We start from the raw sequence: 24,373 nt of genomic DNA, 5'->3' as shown, positions 1-24,373 counted from the left end.
ACGCCTCGTTCCGTCATTGCGTCTCGCGCGCCGCACTCGCCTCTTTCGCAGCGCCCTTCCCCAGCATCTTCCGAACGACTCAATGTGGATAGTCAACGTTGCGCTTAAGCGGCCCTACACGTTCATCGTGATGGCCATCATGATTCTGCTGGCGACGCCCTTCGTCCTTTTGACGACGCCGGTGGACGTGCTTCCGGAAATCGATATTCCCGTCGTCAGCATCATCTGGAACTACACGGGCCTGTCCTCGCAGGACATTGCCAATCGCATCACGTCGGTCAACGAACGCAGTCTCACGACGACCGTGAACAACATCGAGCACATCGAGTCGCAATCGCTGCCGGGCATCGCGATCATCAAGCTCTTTTTGCAGCCGACGGCGAACATCCAGACCGCGATCGCGCAGACCGTCGCCGTCGAGCAAGCGCAACTGAAGCAGATGCCGCCGGGCGCGACGCCGCCGCTCGTCATCAGCTATTCGGCGTCGAGCATTCCGGTGATCCAGCTGGGCCTTTCCAGCCCGAAGCAGTCCGAGCAGGACCTGAACGACACCGCGCTCAACTTCCTGCGCCCGCAACTCGTGACGATTCCCGGCGCGGCCGTGCCTTATCCCTATGGCGGCAAGACGCGCCTCATCTCCGTCGATCTCGACACGCGCGCGCTGCTCGCCAAGGGCCTCACGCCGACCGATGTCGTGCAGGCCGTCAATGCGCAGAACCTGATCCTGCCGACCGGCACCGCGAAGATCGGCCCGCGCGAATACACGATCAACATGAACGGTTCGCCCGCGACCGTCGCGGGTCTGAACGATATTCCCGTGCGCACCATCAACGGCGCGACGACTTATCTGCGCGAAGTCGCGCACGTGCGCGACGGCTTCTCGCCGCAGACCAATATCGTGCGGCAGGACGGGCATCGCGGCGTGCTGATATCGGTGCTGAAGAACGGCAACGCGTCGACGCTTTCCATCGTCAACACGCTGCAGGACCTCTTGCCGCAAGCGCGCGCGTCGCTGCCGCCCGATCTGAAGATCAGCGCGCTCTTCGATCAGTCCGTGTTCGTGAAGGCCGCCGTGCAGGGCGTGGTGCGCGAGGCGCTGATCGCAGCCGCCCTCACCGCCGCGATGATCCTGCTCTTTCTCGGCAACTGGCGCAGCACGTGCATCATCGCGATCTCGATTCCGCTCTCGATACTCTCGTCATTGATCGTGCTGCATGCGCTCGGGCAGACCATCAACATCATGACGCTGGGCGGCCTCGCGCTCGCAGTCGGCATTCTCGTCGACGATGCGACGGTGACGATCGAAAACATCGAACGGCATCTGCATCTGGGCACGAATCTGCATGACGCGATTCTTGAAGGCGCGGGTGAAATCGCGGTGCCCGCGCTCGTTTCCACGCTATGCATCTGCATCGTGTTCGTGCCGATGTTCTTTCTCACCGGCGTCGCCAAGTTCCTGTTCGTGCCGCTCGCGGAAGCCGTCGTGTTCGCGATGATCGCGTCGTACATTCTCTCGCGCACGCTCGTTCCGACGCTCGCGATGCTTCTGATGGGGCACGCCCACGCGCCCGATGCGAAAGCGAAGCCGAATGTCTTCATGCGTTTGCATCGTCGCTTCGATCGCGGCTTCGAGCGCATGCGCGGCGCGTATATCGTCATTTTGTCGACGCTGCTCGTGAAAAGGCGCCTGTTCGCCACGCTCTTTCTCGGCTTCTGTCTGCTCTCGACGGCGCTCGTGTTCGTGCTCGGCGAGGATTTCTTTCCGAGCGTCGATGCGGGCGATATCCGCATGCACATGCGCGCGCCGACCGGCACGCGCATCGAGGAAACCGCGCGTCTCGCGGATGAAGTCGAAAAGGTCGTGCGCCAGATCGTGCCGCAGGACGAACTCGCCACCATACTCGATAACCTCGGCCTGCCTTATAGCGGCATCAATCTCTCGTACAGCAACGCGGGAACGATCGGCACGCTCGACGGCGAAATCCAGGTCGCGCTCAATCCCGATCATGCGCCGACGCAAAAATACATCGACGAATTGCGTGCGCTGCTGCCGCGCCGCTTTCCTGGCGTCGAGTTCTTCTTTCAGCCCGCGGACATCGTCACGCAGATCCTCAACTTCGGCCTGCCCGCCGCCATCGACGTGCAGATTCAAGGGCAGAACGCGCAGGCGAATTTCGAAGTCGCGAGCAAGCTGATGAAGCAGGTCCGCATGATTCCCGGCAATGTCGATACGCACATCCAGCAGAAGCTCGATGAACCCGCGATCAACCTGCAGATGGATCGCACGCGCCTGCAGCAACTGAATCTCTCCGCGAGCAACGTCGCGCAGAACGTGCTCGTTTCGCTGTCGGGCAGTTCGCAAACCGCGCCGGGCTTCTGGTTCAATGCGCGCAATGGCGTCGAGTACAACCTCGCGGTGCAGACGCCGCAGTATCAGATCTCGTCGATCGACGAGCTGCTGCGCACGCCGGTGTCCGCATCGATCAACGGCCCGACGCAACTGCTCGGCAATCTCGTGCGCATCGCGCCCGAGAATCAGTTCGCGGTGGTCACGCACTACAACATCCGGCCCGTGATCGATCTCTTCGTGAGCGTCGAAGGGCGCGATCTCGGCGGCGTCGCGCGGCAGGTGAATCATCTCGTCGATGAAGCGCGCAAGACGCTTCCGCGCGGCAGCCAGATCGTCGTGCGCGGCCAGGTCGAAACGATGCGCACGTCGTTCTTCGGACTCGGTCTCGGCGTCGCGATGGCGATCGTGCTCGTGTATCTGCTGATCGTCGTGAACTTCCAGTCGTGGGTCGATCCGCTCATCATCGTAAGTGCGTTGCCCGCTGCGCTCGCCGGCATCATCTGGATGCTCTTTCTCACCGGCACGCACTTAAGCGTGCCCGCGCTCACCGGCGCGATCATGACGATGGGCGTCGCGACCGCGAACAGCATTCTGATGGTGTCGTTCGCGCGTCAGCGCCTGAACGCCGGCATGCCGCCGCTCACCGCCGCGCTCGAAGCGGGCGCGAGCCGCATACGCCCCGTCTTGATGACCGCGTTCGCGATGATCATCGGCATGATTCCGATGGCGCTCGGTCTCGGCGAAGGCGCGGAGCAGAACGCCCCGCTCGGCCGCGCCGTGATCGGCGGCCTGCTCTTCGCAACGGTTTCCACGCTCTTTTTCGTGCCGCTCGTCTTTGCGGGCATCCATGCGCGTCTCGCGCGCCGCGCCGCGCGCAAGGGCCCGGCGCAGCATGAAAACGGCAGCGGCCAACACTGACATCACAGCATCCCGACGAACATGACCGAAAAGAACCACGCATCGCTTGCGATTCCCGCTCGCGACCCGAACGAAGGGCCCGCGCTGCCGCCGCGCCAGGTCGAATGGAAGCGCGCGAAGATCGCGCTCGTCATCGTGCTCGCGTTGCTCGCGATCGGCGCTGCGCGCACCGTCGTCACCGACGTGCTGCATAGCCGCTCGATCGCCTCGCGCACGCAACAGAACGCGCAGCAGTATGTGAACGTCGTGTTGCCGACGCAAACCGATGGCGGCGGTGAAACGACCTTGCCGGGCACGCTGCGCGGCTTCGTCGAATCGCCGATCTATGCACGCGCAACGGGTTATCTGTTGCACTGGTATGTGGATATCGGCGCACGCGTGAAGCAAGGCCAGGTGCTCGCCGATCTCGATACGCCCGAGATCGATCAGGAACTCGCGCAGGCGGTCGCGCAACGCGATCAGACGGCATCGAGCCTCGGTCTCGCCAAGAGCTCGCTCGAACGCTGGCAGCGATTGCGTCAGCGCGATGCGGTGTCGCAACAGGAACTCGACGAACGGCAAAGCACCTACAACCAGGATGTCGCGAACCTCGCCGCAGCGGACGCCAACGTGAAGCGCCTGCGTCAGCTCGAATCGTTCAAGCGCATCGTCGCGCCGTTCGCGGGCGTCGTCACGCAGCGCAATGTCGATGTGGGCGATCTCATCGATGCGGGCAGCGGCACGAGCCGCGCGCTCTTCGCGCTCGCGCAGTCCGATCCGTTGCGCGTGTTCGTGCAATTGCCGCAGGCGTATGCGCAGAATGTTTCGCTCGAACAGGACGTGACGGTCTCGCAGGCGGAGCTGCCCGGCCAGCAGTTTCACGGCAAGATCACGCACATCTCCGGCGCGATCGACGTACCCACGCGCTCATTGCAGGTCGAAGTGACATTGCCGAATCCCGATGGCCGTCTGCGTCCCGGCGCGTACGTGCAGGTCGCGGTGCCCGCGACCGCGCATGCGCGCCTGCTGGTGCCGGGCAACGCGCTGCTGTTTCGTTCGGAAGGCCCGCGTCTCGCGGTCGTCGATGCCGACGGCCACGTGCGTCTGCACAAGATCGTGATCGCGCAGGATCTCGGGCAATCGCTCGAAATCGAGAGCGGCATCGACGCGACGGACAAGGTCATCATCAACCCGAGCGATTCGGTCGCGGATGGCGATCATGTCGTGATCGCGCCGCAGCAGAAGCAACAGCAGCCTGCTTCGGGTAACAAGGCCACATCATGAAAGCCGCGCTTTGCATCACGCTCGTTTCGATGCTCGCCGCGTGCACGGTCGGGCCTGACTATCGCCGGCCCGTGGCCGAAACGCCGCCAACATGGAAGACGGATTCGTACTGGCGCGTGGGCGAGCCTTCGCATGCGCCGCTCGCGCTCGGCTGGTGGCAGACATTCGACGACGACACGCTGACCGGCCTCGAAACGCAGGCGCTCGCGCAAAACCAGACGCTCGCCGCCGCGAGCGCGCACTACGCTCAGGCACGCGCGACGCTTGCGCAGACGTCCTCGCTCGCGCTGCCTGAAATCGATCTCGGCGCGAACGCGTCGCGCTCGCGCATTTCGCGCAACCGGCCTGTCAACAACTACGCGACGCCGAACAGCTCGACCGTGCAGAACGATCTGAAGCTCGCGCCGACCGTCGATTACGACGTCGATCTCTTCGGCCGCATTCGACGCGAGGTGGAAGGCGCGCGTGCGTCGGCGGACCAGTCGCGCGACGATCTCGCGAACGCGCGACTCGTGCTGACCACCGATCTCGCGAGCGACTACTTCTCGATGCGCGAGCTCGACGCCGAAATCGACGTGCTCAATCGCTCCGTCGATCTTCAGAACAAAGCGCTCGACTACGTGAAGGCGCAACACGATCTGGGCGCGGTATCCGGCCTCGACGTCTTGCAGCAACAGGCGCTGCTCGACCAGACGCGCGTGCAGGCGCAACTGCTTCTGAATACACGCGCGCAATTCGAGCACGCGATCGCCGCGCTCGTCGGCACGCCCGCGCCGGAGTTCTCGATTGCGCCCGCGCTGAACGAGCGCCCGCTTCCGCCGATTCCACTCGGCGTGCCGAGCGACGTGTTGCAGCGCAGGCCCGATGTCGCCTCCGCTGAGCGCGCGATGGCCGCCGCCAATGCGCAGATCGGTGTCGCGAAGGCGGCGTTCTTTCCGAGCCTCACGTTGAACGGCACGGTCGGCTGGGAGAGCACCGCGTTCTCGAGCCTCTTCTCCGCGCCGAGTCTTTTGTGGACCATCGGGACGATGGCAAGCCAGGTCGTCTTCGATGGCGGACGGCGCTCGGCCGCCGTCGACTTCGCGAATCAGGGCTATGTCGCGGCCGTCGCGAATTATCGGCAGACCGTGCTCGGCGCGTTTCAGCAAGTGCAGGACGGCATCGTCGGATTGTCGGTGCTCGACGGCGCGGCGAACCAGTCGCACGCGGCGGTCGAAGATGCGCGGCGCTTGCTGTCGCTTGCGAACGATCGCTATTCGGGCGGCCTCGTCGCCTATCTCGATGTGATCACCGCGCAACAGCAATTACTCGCGAGCGAGCGTCAGGACGTGCAGATTCACGGGCAGCAGCGCACCGTATCGGTGGCGCTCGTGAAGGCGCTGGGCGGCGGATGGAACGTGAATGACGCGGCGCACGATGGCGAAGAAATGGCGAATGCAGCCGACAAACCGCCCGCGCGCTGACCTCGATCGAAACGTAAGCAAGATGCCCGCGAGACTCGTATAGTAGGCATTTGAACAATACGGTAAATACACACTGAACGCGCACAGGTGCCAGGCATGAAAGTCCTGATAGTCGAAGACGAACACAAAGTGGTGGATTACCTGCGCTCGGGGCTGACCGAGCAAGGCTGGGTCGTCGACATCGCGATGGACGGCGAGGAAGGCACGCATCTCGCCATCGAATACGACTACGACGTAATCGTGCTCGACGTGATGCTGCCAAGACGCGACGGCTTCTCGGTACTGAAGGCGCTGCGCCTGCAAAAATCCACGCCGGTCATCATGCTCACCGCACGCGATCACATCAACGATCGTGTGCGCGGGCTGCGCGAAGGCGCGGACGACTATCTCACGAAGCCGTTCTCGTTTCTCGAACTCGTCGAGCGTCTGCATGCGCTCGCGCGCCGCACGCGCGCGCAGGAATCGACGCTCATTTCCGTCGGCGATCTGTATGTCGATCTGATCGGCCGCCGCGCGACACGCGATGGCGTACGGCTCGATCTCACCGCGAAGGAGTTCCAGTTGCTCTCCGTGCTCGCGCGCCGTCACGGCGACATTCTCTCGAAGACCGCGATCACCGAGCTCGTCTGGGAAGTCGATTTCGAAAGCCACACGAACGTCGTCGAAACGGCGATCAAGCGGCTGCGCGCGAAACTCGACGGACCGTTCCGCACGAAACTGCTGCATACCGTGCGCGGCATGGGCTACGTGCTCGAAGTGCGCGAAGCCCGCGACACGCGCGATGCAAGGGAAGACGCGAGACCATCATGAACATGCAGTGGGCATCCTCTTCGGACGAACCGCGCACGCAGCGCTCCATCTCGCGGCGCCTCGCCGTGATGTTCGCGCTCGTCGCCCTGTTCGTGTTTTCGCTCGTCGGCTCCGGGCTCTTTCTGGTGCTGCGCGTGCAACTGGAGCAGCATCTGCGCGACTCGCTCGACAATCGCGCAGAAGTCGCGCGGCTCATCGTCACGCATGTATCGAACCCGGACAAATGGAAGATCGCGAAGGAGAAGCTCGCCGACATCACACCGCGCGACGGTTCCACGCTCTTCGCCGTCTCCAGCAACGATCCGCGCTTCGAATACGGCTCGCCGCCCGCGGGCCACATCACCAAACGCGTGATGGGCGGCTATGTGCGCTTTCGTCCCGAAGGCCGCGCCTACGACATGCTGATGACCACGCTGACGATTCCGCCGAACGCGGACCGTCCGCCCTTGCAACTCTTCGTCGCGATCGATTGCTCGCCGAACGTCCATACGATGCGCGCATTCGGTCTCGCGCTGGCCGCGTTCATGGCGCTATCGACCGTCGCGGTGCTGCTGCTGAGTTATTCGGTCGCGCGTCTCGGCCTCGCACCGCTCGCGCGTCTCACACGCGATGCATCCAAGCTGAGCCCGAACAATCGCTCGCAGCGCCTGAACACGCGCGCGCTGCCGATGGAACTGGACGATCTCGCAAAGTCCTTCAACGGCGCGCTGGAACGGCTCGATCACGCATACGGCCGGCTCGAATCCTTCAACGCCGATGTCGCCCACGAGCTGCGCACGCCGGTCACGATCCTCATCGGTCAGACCGAAGTGGCGTTGACGCGCGACCGCTCGATCGATGAATTGCGGCATACGCTGCAATCGAATCTCGAAGAGTTCGAGCGCGTGCGCGCGATCATCAACGACATGCTGTTTCTGGCCCGCGCCGATCAGGGCGAGCGCGCGACCGGACTCGTCGAAGTGTCGCTCGCGGCGGAGGTCAACCGGACGCTCGAGTTTCTGGAAATTCCGCTGGAAGAAGCGCAGGTTCGCGCGGTCGCAAGCGGCGATGCACGCGCGTTCGTCAACACGTCGCTGTTCGGACGCGCGCTGTCCAATCTCGTGATGAACGCGATCCAGCATTGCGCGCCGGGCGCGACCATTTCCGTGTCGATCATGCGCGAGCATGGGCGCATCCGTATCGCGGTGGCCAATCCGGGCGAGCTGATCCAGCCGCACGTGAAGGAGCATCTCTTCGACCGCTTCTATCGCGCGGAGAGCTCACGTACGAACAGCCGCGAGAATCACGGCCTCGGGCTCGCCATCGTGAAGGCAGTGGCGGAGATGCATCGCGGCACGGTGTCGGCGACGAGCGAGCACGGCATCAACACGTTCTCGTTTTCGGTCGCGCGTTTCGGCAATGAACCCCGGACCGCGGAGGAAGTAGCCTTGCCCGTGCCGCCGGTCGTCGAAACGAAGTCCGCGACGACATGAAGCGTATGCGTCACTGACAGAAGTATTCGTCCGATGCAGCGACCGGCGCGTCGGCCGTCGCTGGCTTGAAATGGCTGTACTTGCGATACGTCTTGCCGTTCACCGTCACGGACTCGGCAGCTTCGGTCTCGCCCGAAGACGACGCGATCGCACTGCTATGCGCTTCGACGTTGCCGTTGCCCCAACTGCTCGCGCGCGCATACGATCCGCCCTTCGACGTATCGGTCTTGCCTTGTTCCGACATCGCGTTCGTGACGGGATTGCCGAAGCTCTTCGTATCGACCGATGATTTCGGCGGCGTATAACCCCACTTCGACGTGAGCGTGCTCATGTCGATTTCCTGCGGCTTCCAGCCGACGATTTTCGCGCCGTTCGTGAGCGGCGACAATTCCACCGCGACGATCTGCGTGCCGCGCCGCGCGACGAGCAGGCACTTGCCGCCCGAACTCTGCAAGGGCACGTAGCCGCTCGAAGGCAGGAGCGCGAGCGCCTGCGCACCGGGCATCGGCTGCACGCCTGCCGGGTTCGCGGCCCAGATCACGCCGGCGCTGGCATCGGCGTGCGCGCTCGACGGCATCATCGACACAGCCGCACTCGCCGCGAGCGCGATGGCCGCCATTTTCTTGTGACTCTTCATCGCATGCCTCAGCGGGAAAACGAGGGTTGACTCTCCGGGACCAGTCTTTCAGAGCCAACCCTTCAAAGGGAGAGACGGCCTGGCTACCCAGGCGCGTCTCTACAGTTCCACGGCACCACTTTGCCATCGAACCTGCTGCTTCCTCACTTCACCAGCGAGACTTCGATCTTCTCGCCGATGGGCGTGCTCGCGACTTCGACGCCGTTCGCACCATCGGAATGATCGTACACGCGCGCTGCGACCGGCGTCGGCTGCGCGACCTGCTTCGCGGGCGCCGGCTGAGCCTGCTTCGCGGCGTCCTGCGACTTGAGGTTGACTTCCGGATTGTTGGCGGCGGTCACCGGCAGGCCGAGGCGCTCGCGGATCAGCGGATCGCGATACTTTTCGTCGTCCGACAGCACTGCGTCAGCGCCCGACTTCGCGAGCGGCGTGGTCGTGCCCGGGCACAGATGGCCGGTCGCTTCGACTGCGCGGCGGTTCGCGTCGCTCTGGCACAGGAGTGCGAGCGCGACATCGGTCAGACCCATTGCGCGGAATTCGCGTGCATCGAGACGGCGTACGCAAGCCTGATCGACGAGCGTCGTGCCGCCGGTCGCGCCGAAGCCCGTGATCGACAGGCCGAAGCTCGCCGAGCCCATGCAGGTGTCGGAGAGCGTCGTCGTGAGCGCGGGGGCGGCGATCGACGGCGTCGTGCGCACCGAGTACGAGCTCTGGTTGTAGTCGACCGTCGTGCGCGTGTCGAAGGCGCTCGAACCGGGGCCCGTGGCTGCCTTGTTGGTCGCGTCGGTGCCGCTCGCATCCGTGCCCGAGTTCGTGAGCTGCGGCATCGACAGCGAGATATTGACGTTCGACGAACCGCCCTGTGCCGACGAACGCCCGCCGCTCGCCGTCGCGACGCCGAGACCGCCCACCGACGACGAATTGGAACTGGTGTTGGCCGTCGAGTTCGCCGACGTGCCGATGTTGTTCAGGCTCGAACCGCCGCCCTGGCCGATGCCCGTGGACGTCGAACCCGACACCGAGCCCGACGAGGAATTGGCCGTGGTATCGGCGTGGGCCAGTTGTGCGGCGCAAAACAGAACCGCGCATGCCAATTGCAAAGTGGTCTTGTTCATTAGGTGCTCCGGAAGAAAGGGGACCTCACAGCGCATGACGGTCCCGGACGACTTAGAGTTTTTTTATAGGGTTCGGCAAAGGCGGAGTTCCGCGAGCACGCGCTCGTCATGACGCCGCCTCTGCCTTGGGCTCTGAGGCCGGCTTAACGCCAGCCGCCGCCCAGCTTGCTCCATGCATTGGCCGCTGCGTCCGCGCCCGAGGTGCCGCCCGCTTGTGCGTTGCCGTGACCGAAGCCGCCCGCGTTCGACGTGTTGGTGTGGCTCGTCGTGGCGTTGGTGGCGTTGCCCGTCACGCCGAAAGCGTTGCCGGCGATCGATTGCGCGTTGCCGTTAGCCGTGCCGTAGTTGCTGGCGGTGAAATGGCCGAAACCCGAGACCGAAGCGGAGGTCGAGCCGCCCGAGGTCGAGGACGAGCTGGAGTTCGTGGTCGTGGCCATCGCGGCGACGGAGACGAACGAGAGCAGTGCAGCAGCGATCAGAGTGCGTTTCATGATTGGCATTCCTTATCGAATAAATAAGATTGGATTTCGTTATTTGTTGTTTGAACTACGGGCACGTCGGTTGCGGATCAGCGAACCCCGTTGCGGCGAAGTCCGCCCTCCGTCGCCGCGTGCTTAACGCCAGCCGCCGCCCAGCTTGCTCCAGGCGTTCGCAGCAGCGTCGGCGCCCGAGGTGCCCGTTGCCGTCGAGCCACCGAAGCCCTTGCCGCCAGCCGACGACGTGTTGATGTGGCCGGTCGTCGCGTTGGTCGCGTTGCCCGTCACGCCGAAGCCTTGACCAGCGAGTGCCGATGCATTGCCGTTGGCGATGCCGGCGTTCGTTGCGGTGAACGAACCGTAGCCGAACACGGCTGCTGCGGTGTTGCCGCCCGACGTCGAGCTCGAGCTGGAGTTCGTGCCCGTTGCGAAAGCAGCGGCGGAAACGAGGGAGAGGACGGCTGCTGCTGCGATCAGTTTGCGTTGCATGTTGAAGTCTCCAAGTGTAGGCGCACGGTCAATTCCAGCTACATCGACGCCGGTATGTAGCGGGCACAGCGAGTAATTCATTTAGTTAGTATTCCTATTTCAAACGCCTGCCTGAATTTCACTTCGGCGAACCAGCGTGAAAATCAGCGAGCGTTTGAAATGGGACGCGCCAGGGGCGCGGGCTAACCGGTCAGGAGCAGTGCGATGCGCGAACGTCGCGGACTTCCATCAGCGGAAGTCGTCGTTCGTGCAACAGGTCGATGTGTGCTTGTGACGGGCTTCTGGCTTCCGTCGAGCGGATCGTGGCGCGTTGGTCTTCCGCCTGGTCGATTTGATTTGCGTTCTTCTTCATCGCAATCCCCGTATCACTTCTTATGTTTTCTCAGGCTTTGGTCTTTCAATTGCCTGCGTTTGATGTGACTTTACGGAAGATGAAGCGGGCGCTGCGTGGGGCAACCAACATTACATTTCACGTCGTAACAATTCGTGAGAAATTTGGTGGTCCACCCCTCATTCGAGCCGGGTGACACCCGCAAACGCCCTGTTTCCGGGGGTTTTCAAGGGTTCACCCGTATAGTGGGAAGGCTTTAAAACGAAACAAACGGGCGAATTGCGCCCGCGCTTGTAAGGTAGACGCGCAAAGGTCAGACCGTACTCAGGCGCGCCATCTCCGTCTCGACGATGAGCTTCTTCAGTTCCGGCACGCAGGACCCGCAGTTGCCGCCCGCCTTTACGCACGACGTAATCTCCGCGGCGGTTTTCAGTCCCTTGTCCCGGATCGCATTGCAGATCGTATTGCGTCCGACGCCGAAGCAAGAGCACACGGTCGGTCCGGTGTCCTCGCCCTTGCCGATCGGCTGGCCGAGCAGAAGACTCGCGCGGTCCTCGTCGTCGAGCCGGTCCTTTTCGAAGAGCGTTGCGAGCCATGCGCGAGCGGGCAGATCGGGCCGCTCGGAGATGAACACGCAACTCTCGATGCGCTCATCCACCACATGCGCCGCGCGATACACGCCTGCGCTCTTGTCCTCGTATTCGATCCAGTCCGCGTGCCGATCGTCGATATGAAAGAGCGCACGCGCCCAGTCGTGATGATCGCCATGCGACGTATCGAAGCGATTGCGTCCCGCCATCTCGTAGCGCATGTGATGTGCGCCGTGCACACGCGTCCAGTGCGTGACCATGTCGAGATCGGGCGCGGCGCGCGACAGCGAAAAGCCGTGCCACGTGACGTGAAATTTCTCGATCGCGACTGGCGTGTGCTTGAACTCGGGCTCGCCCGAAACGGGATCGACGACGGGATTGACCACCGCACCGACGCGCGCATCCGAAGCGACCTGATCGTTCCAGTGAATCGGCACGAACACGCTGCCGCGCGGCATGCCGCCGCCGTGTTGCACGCGCGCGATCATGGAACCCCAGCGGCTCGACACGCGCGCCAGTTCGCCTTCGCGCACGCCGCATGCGAGCGCGTCTTGCGGATGCATGTCGATGAACGATTCGCTGATGTGTCCCGCGAGCTTCGCGGAGCGGCCGGTGCGTGTCATCGTGTGCCATTGATCGCGCACGCGGCCGGTGTTGAGCACGAGCGGATAGTCTTCGTCGGGCGCATTGACGGGATCGCGCGGCGCTGTCGGGACGAAGCGCGCGCGGCCGTCCGCGTAACTGAAGCGGCCCGTTTCGAAGAGCCTCGCAATGCTTCCTTCCTGCACGGAACGCAGCGGCCATTGCGTAGGCTGCAACGCATCGTATTGCGCGCGATCGAGGCCAGTGAGACCGCCGATGTCGAACGCGCGGTGCACGCCCGTCGACGCATCGTTGCGATACGCCGAGAGCCTCGCGTGCTCGTCGAAGATCTCATGCGGACCCGCGAAACCGAAGTCTTCGAAGCCCATGCGCGTTGCGACGTCGCAGATGATGCGCCAGTCCGCGCGCGCCTTGCCCGGCGCAGGAATGAACGCGCGTTGACGCGAGATGCGCCGCTCCGAGTTCGTCACGGTGCCGTCCTTCTCGCCCCAGCCGAGCGCGGGCAGCAGCACATCGGCGAATGCGTTGGTATCGGTCTTTTCGATGATGTCCGAGCTCACCACGAGCTCGCACTTTTCGAGCGCTCGCTTCACGCGATCGCCGTCGGGCAGGCTCACGACCGGATTGGTGCCCATCACCCACACCGCTTTCACGCGGCCGGATTCGATTGCATCGAACAGTTCGACGGCCTTCAATCCCGCGCGCTCTGCAATTGCGGGCGAATTCCAGAACGTCTGCACGATCTCGCCGTGCAGCGGATCGCCGAACTCGAGATGCGCGGCGAGCGTATTCGCGAGGCCGCCGACTTCGCGGCCGCCCATCGCGTTGGGCTGGCCGGTGAAGGAAAACGGCCCCATCCCCGGCCTGCCGATACGCCCCGTCGCCAGATGACAGTTGATGATGCCGTTGACCTTGTCGGTGCCCGCGCTCGACTGGTTCACGCCCTGCGAATAGACGGTCACGACGCGTTCCGTGCGTGCGAACAGGCGGTAGAACGCCATCAGGTCGTGCTGATCGAGCTTGCAGTCCTTCGCGGTTTGCGCGAGATCGGCGGGCCCTGCAGCGGCGAGCGCGGCATCGAAACCGCGAGTATGCGCATCGACGAAAGCGGCATCGGTCGCGCCATGTTCCGCGAGGAATGCGAGCAGACCGTTGAAGAGCCGAACGTCGCTGCCGGGCTTGAGCGGCAGATGCAGATCGGCCATTTCGCAGGTCGCGGTATAGCGTGGATCGACCACGACGATCTTCATTTCCGGCCGCTTCTCCTTCATCTTCACGATGCGCTGAAAGAGAATCGGATGACACCATGCCGTGTTCGAGCCGACCAGCACGACGAGATCGGCGAGTTCGAGGTCTTCGTAGTTCATGGGCACGAGGTCTTCGCCGAATGCGCGCTTGTGTCCCGCTACCGACGACGACATGCACAGCCGCGAATTCGTATCGATGTTCGCGCTGCCGATGTAGCCCTTCATCAGCTTGTTGGCGACGTAGTAGTCCTCGGTGAGCAACTGACCCGATACATAGAACGCGATCGCATCCGGACCATGCTCGGCGATGATGCGCGCGAAGCCGCTCGCGACTGTGGCGAGGGCATCGTTCCATGAGACGTCGGAGAGTGATCCGGTGTGTCTGTCGCGCAGTTTCGGTGTGAGCAGGCGGCCTTCGAGTCCCACAGTCTCGCCGAGGGCCGAGCCTTTCACGCACAGGCGGCCGAAGTTCGACGGATGCGATTCATCGCCTGCAATCGTTACTTCGGTCGCGTTCTTCGGCGACGCGTTCACGCCGCAGCCTACGCCGCAGTATGGACACGTCGTTTTGACAGACGCGGATTCTATCGGGATGATGGTCATGTTCTGCGTCTCTCTTGGTTGGCTATCCGGGGTTTTTTTGCCGGATCCCGTGTTCGTGTCGGTCTATTAGCACTGCCCCTATGCGGGGCGGCAGTCACTTTCTTTGCTGCTGCAAAGAAAGTAACCAAAGAAACAGCTATCCCCAGCCTAAGCACTTCACACCGGCCGCGGCACAGGCGATTGGCTGAATGGCCCGGCAGTAGCGAGTGCCCTCGTAGGTCTCGCGGGGCTTGGACCGCGCACGGTCTGACACATCGCACCACACAACGAACTGGTTCAGCACCAAATAGCTCCAGCCCGCTTCGCGGCCGATGGGTCAATCGGGTGCGCGCGGGCTTCTTCGATGGTTTCCCTCGCATACCCGACGGCAGCGCGTAGCGCTGTGCCGATGCTATTTGGTGCTGAACCAGCGCGCTGAAACGTCTTGGGCGGCAGACCGTGCGCGAGCCAAGCCCGACTGGGCCTTTGAGGGCGACACTTAGGCGAGTGCCATTGGCGGCTGGCAAGCATGGCCAAACTACGTGTGACCGCGGGCCTCAACGAGCTGCTTTCTTTGGTTACTTTCTTTGCAGCAGCAAAGAAAGTGACTGCCGCCCCGCACAGGGGCAGTGCTAATAGACCACCACGAATACGGGATCCGCCGACAAACCTGAATCGCTCTACTCCGCTTCACAAAGAACCTTGCCAAAAAGAAGCTTGCCCCGCAAATGCGACACATCCACGCGGTTCTGAATCAGATCGAAGTACCACCCACCGTCCTTCACATCGCCATACAGCACTGCTCCGATCAAACGCCCCGCCTGCAACACGAGACGCTTGTATACGCCCCGGCGCGGATCACGCAGCACAAGATCCTCGCTATCGCCACCACCGATGAAATCGCCTGCCGAATACAAATCGACGCCCGTCACCTTCAGCTTGGTCGCAGTCGCGCGCTGCACATACCGTCGATGCCCCGCACCCGCGAGATGCGCCCCCGCCACGCGCGCCTGATCCCAGATCGGCGCAACGAGACCGAAAGTCGCCGAGCGATGCTGCACGCATTCGCCCACCGCATAAACGCGCGGATCGAAAGTCTGCAATGTGTCATCGACGACGATCGCGCGCTCGCAATGCAAACCGGCCTCTTTCGCAAGCGCGATATTGGGCCGCACACCCGCCGTCATCACGACGAGGTCCGCGTCGATCTGCGTGCCGTCCGTGAAACGCACCGCGCGCACGCGCTCCTCGCCGACGATTTCAGTGGTCTGCGCGGCCATCGCGAAACGCAGGCCCTTCGCTTCGAGCGAACGTCTGAGCAACGCGGACGCGGTCGCATCGAGCTGACGATCCATCAGGCTTTCGCCCGCATGCACGACCGTCACCGACATGCCCTGCCGCTGCAATCCGTTGGCCGCTTCGAGCCCGAGCAGGCCACCGCCGATAATCACCGCTTGACGATGATCGCGCGCCGCTTCGAGCATCGTTTCGACATCCTGAATGTCGCGAAACGCGATCACGCCGGGAAGATCGCAGCCGGGCACCGGAATGATGAAAGGCTTCGAGCCGGTCGCGATCAGCAGGCGGTCGTAACGCACTTCGACGCCCTTCTGCGAACGCACGATGCGCCGCGCGCGATCGATCCCGACGACCGCATCGCCCGCATGCAGCGTGATGCCGTTCGCGTCGTACCATTCGCGCGTGTTGAGAATGATGTCGTCGACGGACTTCTCGCCCGCGAGCACCGGCGACAACAGAATGCGGTTGTAGTTGCCGTAAGGCTCGGCGCCGAACACGGTGATGTCGTACAGTCCGGGCGCGATTTTCAGCAGTTCCTCGACCGTACGCATCCCCGCCATGCCGTTGCCGATGACGACGAGCCGCTGGCGCGGCGCGGTATCGCGCAACGACGCCATGCCCGCAACCGCATATTCGGTCTTCATGCCGCGACCCACACCTTGCCGCCCGCGACCTTCACGCGATATGCGCTGACCGATAGCTCAGGCGTTTCGAGGCATTCGCCAGTGCGCAGATCGAAGTGCTGCTTGTAGATCGGCGATGCGACGACGATGCGCTCGCCCAGACTCCCGACGATGCCGCGCGAGAGCACCGCGGCTTGCGAATGCGGATCGTAGTTGTCGATCGCGTATAGCGTCGATTCTTCGCCCGCGAGATGAAACACCGCGACCTGCGTGCCCTTCACGAGCGCGCAGACGCCTGTATCGGGCACGATGTCGTCGAGTTCACAAACGGCGGTCCAGTCCTGTTCGATGCGGTCGTTCATGATCATTTCTCCAGGGTTCAGACGGTTTCGACTACGACGGGGATATCGTTCAACTTCGACCTGCGTTCTTCGACCGTCGCGGGACGGATCTGGCCGCGCTCTTCCACGAAGGTCACGTTCGCATCGCCCTGTTCGCTGTTGACGAAGTGACGGAAGCGCTTGCGCGTATGCGGGTCCGTGACGGCCTTCTTCCACTCGTCCTCGTAGGTATCGACGACGAGTTGCATCTCCGCTTCGAGTTCGTCTGCGATATCGAGCTTGTCGTTGATCACCACGTCGATCAGATAATCGAGGCCGCCTTCGAGGTTGTCGCGCCACACGCTCGTGCGTTGCAGGCGATCCGCCGTGCGCACGTAGAACATCAGGAAGCGGTCGATATAGCGCACGAGCGTGTCGTGATCGAGATCGGACGCGATGAGTTCGGCGTGCCGCGGCTTCATGCCGCCGTTGCCGCAGACATAGAGGTTCCAGCCCTTTTCCGTCGCGATCACGCCGACGTCCTTGCCTTGCGCCTCGGCGCATTCACGCGTGCAGCCCGACACGCCGAACTTGATCTTGTGCGGCGTGCGCAGGCCCTTGTAGCGGTTCTCCAGTTCGATCGCGAGACCGACAGAATCGCCGACGCCATAGCGGCACCACGTTGAGCCGACGCACGACTTCACCGTGCGCAACGCCTTGCCGTACGCATGACCCGATTCGAAACCCGCCGCGATGAGCTCTTCCCAGATGAACGGCAATTGCTCGACACGCGCGCCGAACATGTCGACACGCTGGCCGCCCGTGATCTTCGTATAGAGACCGTACTTCTTCGCGACCTGCCCGACCGCGATCAAACCATCGGGCGTCACTTCGCCGCCCGGCATGCGCGGCACGACGCTATACGTGCCGTCGCGTTGAATGTTCGCGAGGTAGTAATCGTTCGAATCCTGCAGACTCGCGTGCTCCTTCTTCAGCACGAACTCGTTCCAGCAGGAGGCGAGAATGCTCGCGACCGCCGGCTTGCAGATATCGCAGCCGCGCCCCTTGCCGTGCTTCGCGAGCAGCGAGCCGAACGTGCGATGCCCTTCCACGCGCGCGATGTGATACAGCTCCTGACGCGAGTACGGGAAGTGCTCGCAAAGATGATTGTTCACGGCGAGACCTTGCCGCTTCATCTCAGACTTCATCACCTGCGTGACGAGCGGCACGCAGCCGCCGCACGACGCGCCTGCCTTGCACGACGACTTGATCGCGCCGATGCTCGTCGCGCCCGCGCAGACGGCCGCGCAGATTTCCGCCTTGCTCACGTTGTTGCACGAACAGATCTGCGCGCAATCGGGCAATGCCTCGACGCCGAGCGCGGGCTTCGCCTTGCCATCGCTCGAAGGCAAGATCAGGAACTCGGGCGCTTCGGGCAGCTCGATCCTGTTGAGCATCATCTGCAGGAGCGTGCCGTATTCGGTTGCATCGCCGACCATCACGCCGCCCAGCAGAAACTTGCCGCAGTCGGACACGACGATCTTCTTGTAGACCTGCTTGCGTTCGTCGCTGTACTGATACGTGCGGCTGCCGGGCGTTTTGCCGTGCGCATCGCCGATGCTCGCGACATCGACACCCATCAGCTTGAGCTTCGTGCTCATGTCCGCGCCCGCGAACGCCGCTTCCTCGCCGATGATCTGTTTCGCGACGATGCGCGCCATGTCGTAACCGGGTGCGACGAGGCCGAACAACTGGCCTTGCCACAGCGCGCATTCGCCGATGGCGAAGATATCGGCATCGCTCGTGCGGCAGGCGTCGTCGATCACGATGCCGCCACGCGCGCCGATCGTGAGACCCGCGGCGCGTGCGATGTCGTCGCGCGGACGAATGCCCGCGGAGAACACGATCATGTCGGTGTCGAGATGCGTTTCATCGGCGAAATTCATGCGATTCGCGGCGCCCTCGCCCTCGACGATCGCGAGCGTGTTCTTGCCCGTATGAACCGTGACGCCGAGCTCTTCGATCTTCGCGCGCAAGACGCGGCCGCCGCCGTCATCGACCTGCACGGCCATCAAACGCGGCGCGAATTCGATCACATGCGTTTCGAGGCCCATGTCGCGCAGCGCCTTCGCCGCTTCGAGACCGAGCAGACCGCCGCCGACCACCGTGCCCGTCTTCGAGTGCTCACCGAACGACTGCATCGCTTCGAGATCTTCGATCGTGCGATACACGAAGCAGCCGTCGCGGTCCCGGCCCTCGACCGGCGGCACGAACGGGTATGAACCCGTCGCGAGCACGAGCTTGTCGTACGGCAGCACTTCGCCGGTCGAAGCCGTCACCGTGCGCGCCGTGCGATCGATGGCGACCGCGCGCGCGTTCAGCTTCAGCGCGTAGCCCGAGCGCTCGAAGAAGCCTGCTTCGACGAGCGAAAGATCATCCGCGCTCTTGCCCGTGAAGAACTCGGTCAGATGCACGCGGTCGTATGCGGCGCGCGGTTCTTCGCACAGCACCGTCACGTGCAGCGCTTCATTGCCGCTCTCGGCGAGACATTCGAGGAACTTGTGGCCGACCATGCCGTGGCCGATGACGACGATTTTCATGACGGGCATTCCTCAGTTTGCAATGACGTTGTTGGCTGCGAGCGCGCTTTCGCGCAACGCCGCTTCGCGTGCCTTGTGTTCGGGCGAGAATCGCACCGCGAGCGCGCACAGCGCCGTGCCCGCGACGACCACGCCGAGCATCGAGAGCGTCGCCTGGGCGTTGCCGAGCCCTTTCATCAGGAAGCCCGCCGCGACCGCGCCGACGTTGCCGCCCGCGCCGATCACGCCGGCCACGCCACCGAGCGCGCGGCGATCGATGAACGGCACGAGCGCGTAAGTCGCGCCGCACGCCATGTGCGTGAAGAGGCCGAAGACGAGCATCGAAACGATCGCGAGCACGACGCTCGGCGCATGCGCGAATGCATAGAGACCGAGGCCTTCGCCCGCGATCAGTGCGAACAGCAACGTCGCGCGGATATCGAGGCCTTTCTTCGCGGCGGCTTTGTCGGAGAGCCAGCCGCCGAGCGCGCGTGCGAACAGCGCGAGCAGGCCGAAGCTGCCTGCCGCCATGCCCGCCTGGCCGAGCGTGAGATCGAAATGATCGACGTAGTAGATCGCCGCCATGTTGTGAATGAACACTTCGACACCAAAGCACGCGCCATAGGTCACGAACAACATCCACACGCGATAGTTCGAGCATGCGGTGACGAAGCTCTGCCAGCCGCCCTTCTTGCCGCCGTCGATGGCGATGCCCGCGCGACGCAGCGTCGCGAAATCGCCTTGCGGGCAGTCCTGCGTATAACGCCAGTAGAAGAAGGCCATCACCGGCATCGCGATGCCCGGCACGATCAGCGCGACGCGCCATGCCGATGCTTCGCCCGTGCCGAGCGCGATCGCGGCCGCGACGAAGAGCGGAATGATCGCTTGCGCCGCGCCCGCGCCTGCATTGCCCCAGCCTGCCGTCGTCGCGTTCGCGGTGCCGACGACGTTCGGCGCGAACATCACCGACGTGTGGTACTGCGTGATGACGAAGCTCGCGCCGATCGCGCCGATCGCAAGACGGCACCACAGGAAGCTGTCGTAGCCCGTCGAGAACGCCGCGCCGAGCACGGGCACCGAACCCGCGAGCAGCAGCGCGCTATACACCTTGCGCGGCCCGAAGCGATCGCACATCGGACCGACGACGAGGCGCACCAGAATCGTCACGGCCACGGCCGCGATGTTGATATTGGCGACCTGATCGGCGGTGAGACCATACTCGCGCTTGATGAGCGGCATCAGCGGCGCGCATGCGAACCACGCGAAGAAGCACACGAAGAACGCCATCCATGTGAGATGGAAGGCGCGCATCGGCGCGCTGCGCATGCTGAAGAGATCGATCCGGGTGGCTTTGTCCATCGTCTTTCCGCAAAAAAAGAAAGGCGTCCCGCGCATTCGACCGGGAAGCCGATGCGGGGGACGCCGTTGTCCGAAGCCCGCACGTATTCACCTGCCGGGCGCTGTATTCAGGACGGATCGCCGTTGATCCGATGGCGAAACATAAGGCAAGGGCTATGCCATGCGCGCGGCATCGGCCTGAAAGCCTTGCTGCGTATGGCTTTGCAGGACTCATGCACTGCCAGGGCGCACGCGCTGCGCGACATGTTTCGATGCAGACGGGCACAGTGATGGTGCGACGCAGCACCGGTGACGTGCGAAGTCGTGCACGAATTTTTGTACCAACCGGTTCACTCGAACGAAGCACGCTCGCGCCGAAGCGGTGCCGCGTCTGGCGAAACGCGCACGAGCGCAGTGCGGCGCACGCGGACCGGTGCCTGTTTCACGCAATGGCCCGCTTATTGCATTGGGAAAGGCACTGCGGGCAACGGCGTTCGCGGCATCTCGAATCGGAAGAGCAAGGACAAAGGCGTCCCTTCGTGCAGCGACACGAGCGGACGCTATCGGCGTTTGCCGCGCCGATGCGCCTCATATACGCACGTTCGCCGAACAGGTAAGCAACGATGAGCACCATCAAAGGCAAAGTCACTTTGTTAAGCGCAGGCCCCGGCGATCTCGACCTGCTGACCCTGCGCGCCGCGAAAGCGCTCGCCGCCGCCGACATCCTGCTCGTCGACGACCTGGCCAACGCCGATATCGTCACGCTTGCGCCGCATGCGCGCGTGATTCGCGTCGGCAAGCGCGGCGGCTGCAAGTCGACCCCGCAAGCGTTCATTCAGCGCCTCATGCAGCGTTATGCGAAGAAGGGTCTGCATGTGGTGCGCGTGAAAGGCGGCGATGCACTGCTCTTTGGCCGCGCCGGCGAAGAGATCGCCGCATTGCGTGAAGCGCATATTCCGGTCGATATCGTCAACGGCGTGTCGTCGGGTTTCGCGGCGGCTGCGGGACTCGGCATCTCGCTCACGCATCGCGATCATTGCCAGGGCGTGACCTTCATCACCGCGCACATGCAGGATCACAGTCAGCCCGACTGGGCCGCGCTCGCCGCCACCGGCACCACGCTCGCGATCTATATGGGCATGAGCCGCATCGCGAGTCTCACGGCATCGTTGCTCGACGTGCTGAGCGCGAGCACGCCCGCCGCCGTCGTCCAGAACGCGGGATCGTCGCAAGAGAGGCGGCTCGTCACGACGCTCGACCGTCTCGCCGACGAAGCCACGGCCGCCGGTCTCGGCAGTCCGGCGGTGATTCTCATCGGCGGCGCGATTGGAGAAGCGGCTGAATTCACGGCGCAGGCTGCAAGCGCCAAAGGTTTCGCCCATGCCGCGTGAAGCAGGTTCTCAAACGGCAAGCGGCGCGCTAAAGTCGTTAAAGTCGTATCAGCCGCTGTTGCCGTTCTTCGCATGACCTCGTCCGCTGCCCGCATGCTTCGCGTTCTTCTCGTCACCGACACCGACAAGCCCATCGGCGATTTGCGCGAGCAACTCGCACGCATGGGCTATGACATGCTCGCCGAAGTCGCCGCGCCGTCGGCGTTGCACCGGGCCGTCGAGAGCCAGAAGCCTGATGTCGTCATCATCGATACCGAATCGCCCTCGCGCGATACGCTCGAACAGCTCGCCGTGATGAACAAGGCCGCGCCGCGTCCCGTGCTGATGTTCAGCAACGACGCGGATCAGCAATTCATCCGCGCGGCGGTCGGCGCGGGCGTCACCGCGTATTCCGTCGAAGGGCTCGCGCCCGAGCGGCTCGCACCGATCATCGAAGTCGCGCTCGCGCGCTTCGCGCATGAAGCGCAGTTGCGCCAGCGTCTCGCGAAAGTCGAGGATGAACTGGAGCAGCGCAAGGTCATCGACCGCGCGAAGCGTCTCCTGATGGACAAGCGCGGCATGTCCGAAAACGATGCCTACGCGGCACTCCGCAAGCGCGCGATGGATCAGGGCGTGAAGGTCGCGGAGATCGCGCGTCAACTGATTGCGCTGTCCGATCTGTTCTAGCGCCACGGAACCTATGAACTCCCCCGACACGACTTCTCCCGCGCCCGAGCGCACGCATCTGCGGCTCGGCTTCGTCGCCCTTTCCGATGCCGCGCCGCTCGCCGTCGCCGCATTGCGCGAACTCGGCGCACGCCACGGCATCACGATCGAGCTGTGCCGCCAGCCGTCGTGGGCCGCCGTGCGCGACAAGCTGCTTTCCGGCGAAATCGACGCCGCGCACGCGCTCTATGGGCTCGTGTATGGCGTGCAACTGGGCATCGGCGGGCCGCAGGCGGACATGGCGGTGCTGATGGTCCTCAATCGCAACGGTCAGGCGATCACGCTGTCGCGCCCGCTCGCCGACGCGATTGGCGGCGGCGCGAGCGTGAAGGAAGCGCTGGGATCGCTCGGGCGGCCGCCTGTCATCGCGCAGACGTTTCCGACTGGCACGCACGCGATGTGGCTCTACTACTGGCTCGCGGCGCACGGCGTGCATCCGTTGCGCGATGTTCAGAGCGTCGTGATTCCGCCGCCGCGCATGGCCGATGCGCTCGTCGAGGGCGCGCTCGACGGCTTCTGCGCGGGCGAGCCGTGGCATGCGGTGGCCGAGGCCGGCGGCGCGGGCAAAACGATCGCGTACACGAGCGAGGTCTGGCCGGATCATCCGGAGAAGGTGCTCGCGTGCCGGCGCGATTTTGCGGCGCTCTATCCGGCGACGGCGCGCGCGCTCGTGCGCACGATGCTCGACGCGTGCGCGTGGCTCGATGCGGGCGATCATCGTTTGGAGATCGCGGAGGCGCTGGCGTCGCCGGAATTGCTCGGCGTGCCGCGCGCGCTGATCGAGCCGCGCCTTGCCGCAGCGAACGGCGGCGATGCGCGCGCGCTGCCGGTGCGTTTCTTCGATGGCGGCGCGGTGAACTATCCGCGCGTGTCGGATGGCGTGTGGTTCATCACGCAGTATCGGCGCTGGGGCATGCTCGACGCCGATATCGACGATGGGGGCGTCGCGGCGAGCGTCAATCAGACCGCGCTTTATCGCGACGCGGCGCGGGGGGCGGGTATCGTGTTGCCCGACGAGCGGCGCTCGGCCACCCTTTGCGATGGTCGCGTGTGGGATGGCCGCGATGCGGCGGGATATCTTGCGGGGTTCGAAGTGCGGGTGTAGGGGGTGGTCGCGATTTTTTTTCGCCGGATCCCGGTTTCGCGTCGGTCTATTAGCACTGCCCCTGTGCGGGGCGGCAGTCACTTTCTTTGCTGCTGCAAAGAAAGTAACCAAAGAAACAGCTATCCCCAGCCTAAGCACTTCACACCGGCCGCGGCACAGGCGATTGGCCTAATGGCCCGGCTGTAGCGAGTGCCCCCACAAGCAGATAAGGGCTTGGACCGCGCACGGTCTGACGCTCCAAATGTTTTGCCTCACTGGTTCAGCACCAAAGAGCTCCGGCCCGCTTCGCGGCCGATGGGTCAATCGGGTGCGCGCGCGCTTCTTCTTCGATGGTTTCCCTCGCATACCCAACGGCAGCGCGTAGCGCTGTGCCGAAGCTCTTTGGTGCTGAACCAGCGCGCTGAAACCTCTCGGGCGGCAGACCGTGCGCGAGCCAAGCCCGATTGGGCCTTTGAGGGCGACACTTAGGCGAGGGCCACCGCGGGCTGGCAAGCATGGCCAAACTGCGTGTGACCGCGGGCCTGAGAGAGCTGCTTTCTTTGGTTACTTTCTTTGCAGCAGCAAAGAAAGTGACCCCCGCCCCGGGGAGGGGCAGTGCTAATAGACCGACACGAAAACGGGATCCGGCGAGAAAGCCATCCTTCGCCCTCATCCCGCCAAACCAGCG

18 protein-coding genes are annotated in these 24,373 nt (G+C 63.8%); 8 read left to right on the top strand and 10 right to left on the bottom strand.

All coding sequences use genetic code 11. The features are described 5' to 3' along the window. Positions 1–82: 82 nt before the first annotated feature. From PQR08_RS04660 to PQR08_RS04640, 5 genes are all read left to right on the top strand, one after another. Positions 83–3,268, top strand: a complete 3,186-nt coding sequence (locus tag PQR08_RS04660; protein WP_250484535.1) for an efflux RND transporter permease subunit — start codon at positions 83–85, stop codon at positions 3,266–3,268. 21 nt (positions 3,269–3,289) lie between these two features. Beyond that, positions 3,290–4,531, top strand: a complete 1,242-nt coding sequence (locus PQR08_RS04655; RefSeq protein WP_250484534.1) for an efflux RND transporter periplasmic adaptor subunit — start codon at positions 3,290–3,292, stop codon at positions 4,529–4,531. Then, complete coding sequence (locus tag PQR08_RS04650; RefSeq protein WP_250484533.1) at positions 4,528–5,994, top strand: efflux transporter outer membrane subunit; 1,467 nt, start codon at positions 4,528–4,530, stop codon at positions 5,992–5,994. The genes PQR08_RS04655 and PQR08_RS04650 overlap by 4 nt, the downstream gene beginning before the upstream one ends. A gap of 96 nt (positions 5,995–6,090) precedes the next feature. Further along, on the top strand, positions 6,091–6,804 hold the full coding sequence (locus PQR08_RS04645; protein ID WP_035509834.1) for a heavy metal response regulator transcription factor: 714 nt from the start codon (positions 6,091–6,093) through the stop codon (positions 6,802–6,804). Next, entirely contained in the window at positions 6,801–8,276 is a 1,476-nt protein-coding gene (locus PQR08_RS04640) for a heavy metal sensor histidine kinase (RefSeq protein WP_250484532.1), read from the top strand. Before PQR08_RS04645 ends, PQR08_RS04640 begins: the two co-directional genes overlap by 4 nt. A 10-nt stretch (positions 8,277–8,286) precedes the next feature. Here PQR08_RS04640 and PQR08_RS04635 read toward each other — a convergent pair whose 3' ends face one another. The 10 genes from PQR08_RS04635 to PQR08_RS04590 all read right to left on the bottom strand — a co-directional run bounded on the left by PQR08_RS04635 (position 8,287) and on the right by PQR08_RS04590 (position 20,526). Next, on the bottom strand, positions 8,287–8,913 hold the full coding sequence (locus PQR08_RS04635; RefSeq protein WP_250484531.1) for a hypothetical protein: 627 nt from the start codon (positions 8,911–8,913) through the stop codon (positions 8,287–8,289). Between the two features lie 143 nt (positions 8,914–9,056). Next, positions 9,057–10,028, bottom strand: a complete 972-nt coding sequence (locus PQR08_RS04630; protein ID WP_187606457.1) for a hypothetical protein — start codon at positions 10,026–10,028, stop codon at positions 9,057–9,059. A 143-nt stretch (positions 10,029–10,171) separates the two neighbouring features. Next, complete coding sequence (locus PQR08_RS04625) at positions 10,172–10,519, bottom strand: hypothetical protein (protein WP_035509871.1); 348 nt, start codon at positions 10,517–10,519, stop codon at positions 10,172–10,174. Positions 10,520–10,642: 123 nt separating this feature from the next. Next, on the bottom strand, positions 10,643–10,993 hold the full coding sequence (locus PQR08_RS04620; RefSeq protein WP_035509828.1) for a hypothetical protein: 351 nt from the start codon (positions 10,991–10,993) through the stop codon (positions 10,643–10,645). 190 nt (positions 10,994–11,183) lie between these two features. Beyond that, positions 11,184–11,345, bottom strand: coding sequence for a hypothetical protein (locus PQR08_RS04615; protein ID WP_187606458.1), 162 nt, complete (start codon positions 11,343–11,345; stop codon positions 11,184–11,186). Between the two features lie 292 nt (positions 11,346–11,637). Then, positions 11,638–14,367: a nitrate reductase gene (locus tag PQR08_RS04610; protein ID WP_250484530.1), complete on the bottom strand. Its 2,730-nt coding sequence runs from the start codon at positions 14,365–14,367 to the stop codon at positions 11,638–11,640. A gap of 659 nt (positions 14,368–15,026) precedes the next feature. Continuing rightward, positions 15,027–16,289, bottom strand: a complete 1,263-nt coding sequence (locus tag PQR08_RS04605; protein WP_250484529.1) for an NAD(P)/FAD-dependent oxidoreductase — start codon at positions 16,287–16,289, stop codon at positions 15,027–15,029. Next, a complete protein-coding gene (nirD, locus tag PQR08_RS04600) occupies positions 16,286–16,630 on the bottom strand; it encodes a nitrite reductase small subunit NirD (RefSeq protein WP_035509869.1) in 345 nt (114 codons plus the stop codon). The genes PQR08_RS04605 and nirD overlap by 4 nt, the downstream gene beginning before the upstream one ends. Before the next feature lie 17 nt (positions 16,631–16,647). Further along, positions 16,648–19,188 (bottom strand): nitrite reductase large subunit NirB, encoded by a 2,541-nt coding sequence (nirB, locus tag PQR08_RS04595; RefSeq protein ID WP_250484528.1) that lies wholly within the window; start codon positions 19,186–19,188, stop codon positions 16,648–16,650. A gap of 12 nt (positions 19,189–19,200) precedes the next feature. Then, positions 19,201–20,526 (bottom strand): MFS transporter, encoded by a 1,326-nt coding sequence (locus PQR08_RS04590; protein ID WP_187606462.1) that lies wholly within the window; start codon positions 20,524–20,526, stop codon positions 19,201–19,203. A gap of 602 nt (positions 20,527–21,128) precedes the next feature. On the opposite strand from PQR08_RS04590, the gene cobA reads away from it, so the two are divergent. From cobA to PQR08_RS04575, 3 genes are all read left to right on the top strand, one after another. Then, the gene (cobA, locus tag PQR08_RS04585; RefSeq protein ID WP_250484527.1) at positions 21,129–21,896 is read left to right on the top strand and encodes a uroporphyrinogen-III C-methyltransferase; all 768 of its coding nucleotides are present in this window, start codon (positions 21,129–21,131) and stop codon (positions 21,894–21,896) included. 93 nt (positions 21,897–21,989) lie between these two features. After that, complete coding sequence (locus tag PQR08_RS04580; RefSeq protein ID WP_035509819.1) at positions 21,990–22,562, top strand: ANTAR domain-containing response regulator; 573 nt, start codon at positions 21,990–21,992, stop codon at positions 22,560–22,562. Positions 22,563–22,575: 13 nt separating this feature from the next. After that, a complete protein-coding gene (locus PQR08_RS04575) occupies positions 22,576–23,706 on the top strand; it encodes a CmpA/NrtA family ABC transporter substrate-binding protein (RefSeq protein ID WP_250484526.1) in 1,131 nt (376 codons plus the stop codon). The last annotated feature ends 667 nt before the right edge of the window (positions 23,707–24,373 follow it).

It is taken from the genome of Caballeronia jiangsuensis (genome assembly GCF_046030135.1).
In the GTDB taxonomy this organism is placed as follows: Bacteria; Pseudomonadota; Gammaproteobacteria; order Burkholderiales; family Burkholderiaceae; genus Caballeronia; species Caballeronia jiangsuensis.
This window is presented reverse-complemented; position numbering and strand designations above follow the sequence as displayed.

Coding starts and splice junctions, on each gene's coding strand:
- PQR08_RS04660 (WP_250484535.1), top strand. CDS start 83: ATGTGGATAGTCAACGTTGCGCTTAAGCGGCCCTACACGTTCATCGTG.
- PQR08_RS04655 (WP_250484534.1), top strand. CDS start 3,290: ATGACCGAAAAGAACCACGCATCGCTTGCGATTCCCGCTCGCGACCCG.
- PQR08_RS04650 (WP_250484533.1), top strand. CDS start 4,528: ATGAAAGCCGCGCTTTGCATCACGCTCGTTTCGATGCTCGCCGCGTGC.
- PQR08_RS04645 (WP_035509834.1), top strand. CDS start 6,091: ATGAAAGTCCTGATAGTCGAAGACGAACACAAAGTGGTGGATTACCTG.
- PQR08_RS04640 (WP_250484532.1), top strand. CDS start 6,801: ATGAACATGCAGTGGGCATCCTCTTCGGACGAACCGCGCACGCAGCGC.
- PQR08_RS04635 (WP_250484531.1), bottom strand. CDS start 8,913: ATGAAGAGTCACAAGAAAATGGCGGCCATCGCGCTCGCGGCGAGTGCG.
- PQR08_RS04630 (WP_187606457.1), bottom strand. CDS start 10,028: ATGAACAAGACCACTTTGCAATTGGCATGCGCGGTTCTGTTTTGCGCC.
- PQR08_RS04625 (WP_035509871.1), bottom strand. CDS start 10,519: ATGAAACGCACTCTGATCGCTGCTGCACTGCTCTCGTTCGTCTCCGTC.
- PQR08_RS04620 (WP_035509828.1), bottom strand. CDS start 10,993: ATGCAACGCAAACTGATCGCAGCAGCAGCCGTCCTCTCCCTCGTTTCC.
- PQR08_RS04615 (WP_187606458.1), bottom strand. CDS start 11,345: ATGAAGAAGAACGCAAATCAAATCGACCAGGCGGAAGACCAACGCGCC.
- PQR08_RS04610 (WP_250484530.1), bottom strand. CDS start 14,367: ATGACCATCATCCCGATAGAATCCGCGTCTGTCAAAACGACGTGTCCA.
- PQR08_RS04605 (WP_250484529.1), bottom strand. CDS start 16,289: ATGAAGACCGAATATGCGGTTGCGGGCATGGCGTCGTTGCGCGATACC.
- nirD (WP_035509869.1), bottom strand. CDS start 16,630: ATGAACGACCGCATCGAACAGGACTGGACCGCCGTTTGTGAACTCGAC.
- nirB (WP_250484528.1), bottom strand. CDS start 19,188: ATGAAAATCGTCGTCATCGGCCACGGCATGGTCGGCCACAAGTTCCTC.
- PQR08_RS04590 (WP_187606462.1), bottom strand. CDS start 20,526: ATGGACAAAGCCACCCGGATCGATCTCTTCAGCATGCGCAGCGCGCCG.
- cobA (WP_250484527.1), top strand. CDS start 21,129: ATGAGCACCATCAAAGGCAAAGTCACTTTGTTAAGCGCAGGCCCCGGC.
- PQR08_RS04580 (WP_035509819.1), top strand. CDS start 21,990: ATGCTTCGCGTTCTTCTCGTCACCGACACCGACAAGCCCATCGGCGAT.
- PQR08_RS04575 (WP_250484526.1), top strand. CDS start 22,576: ATGAACTCCCCCGACACGACTTCTCCCGCGCCCGAGCGCACGCATCTG.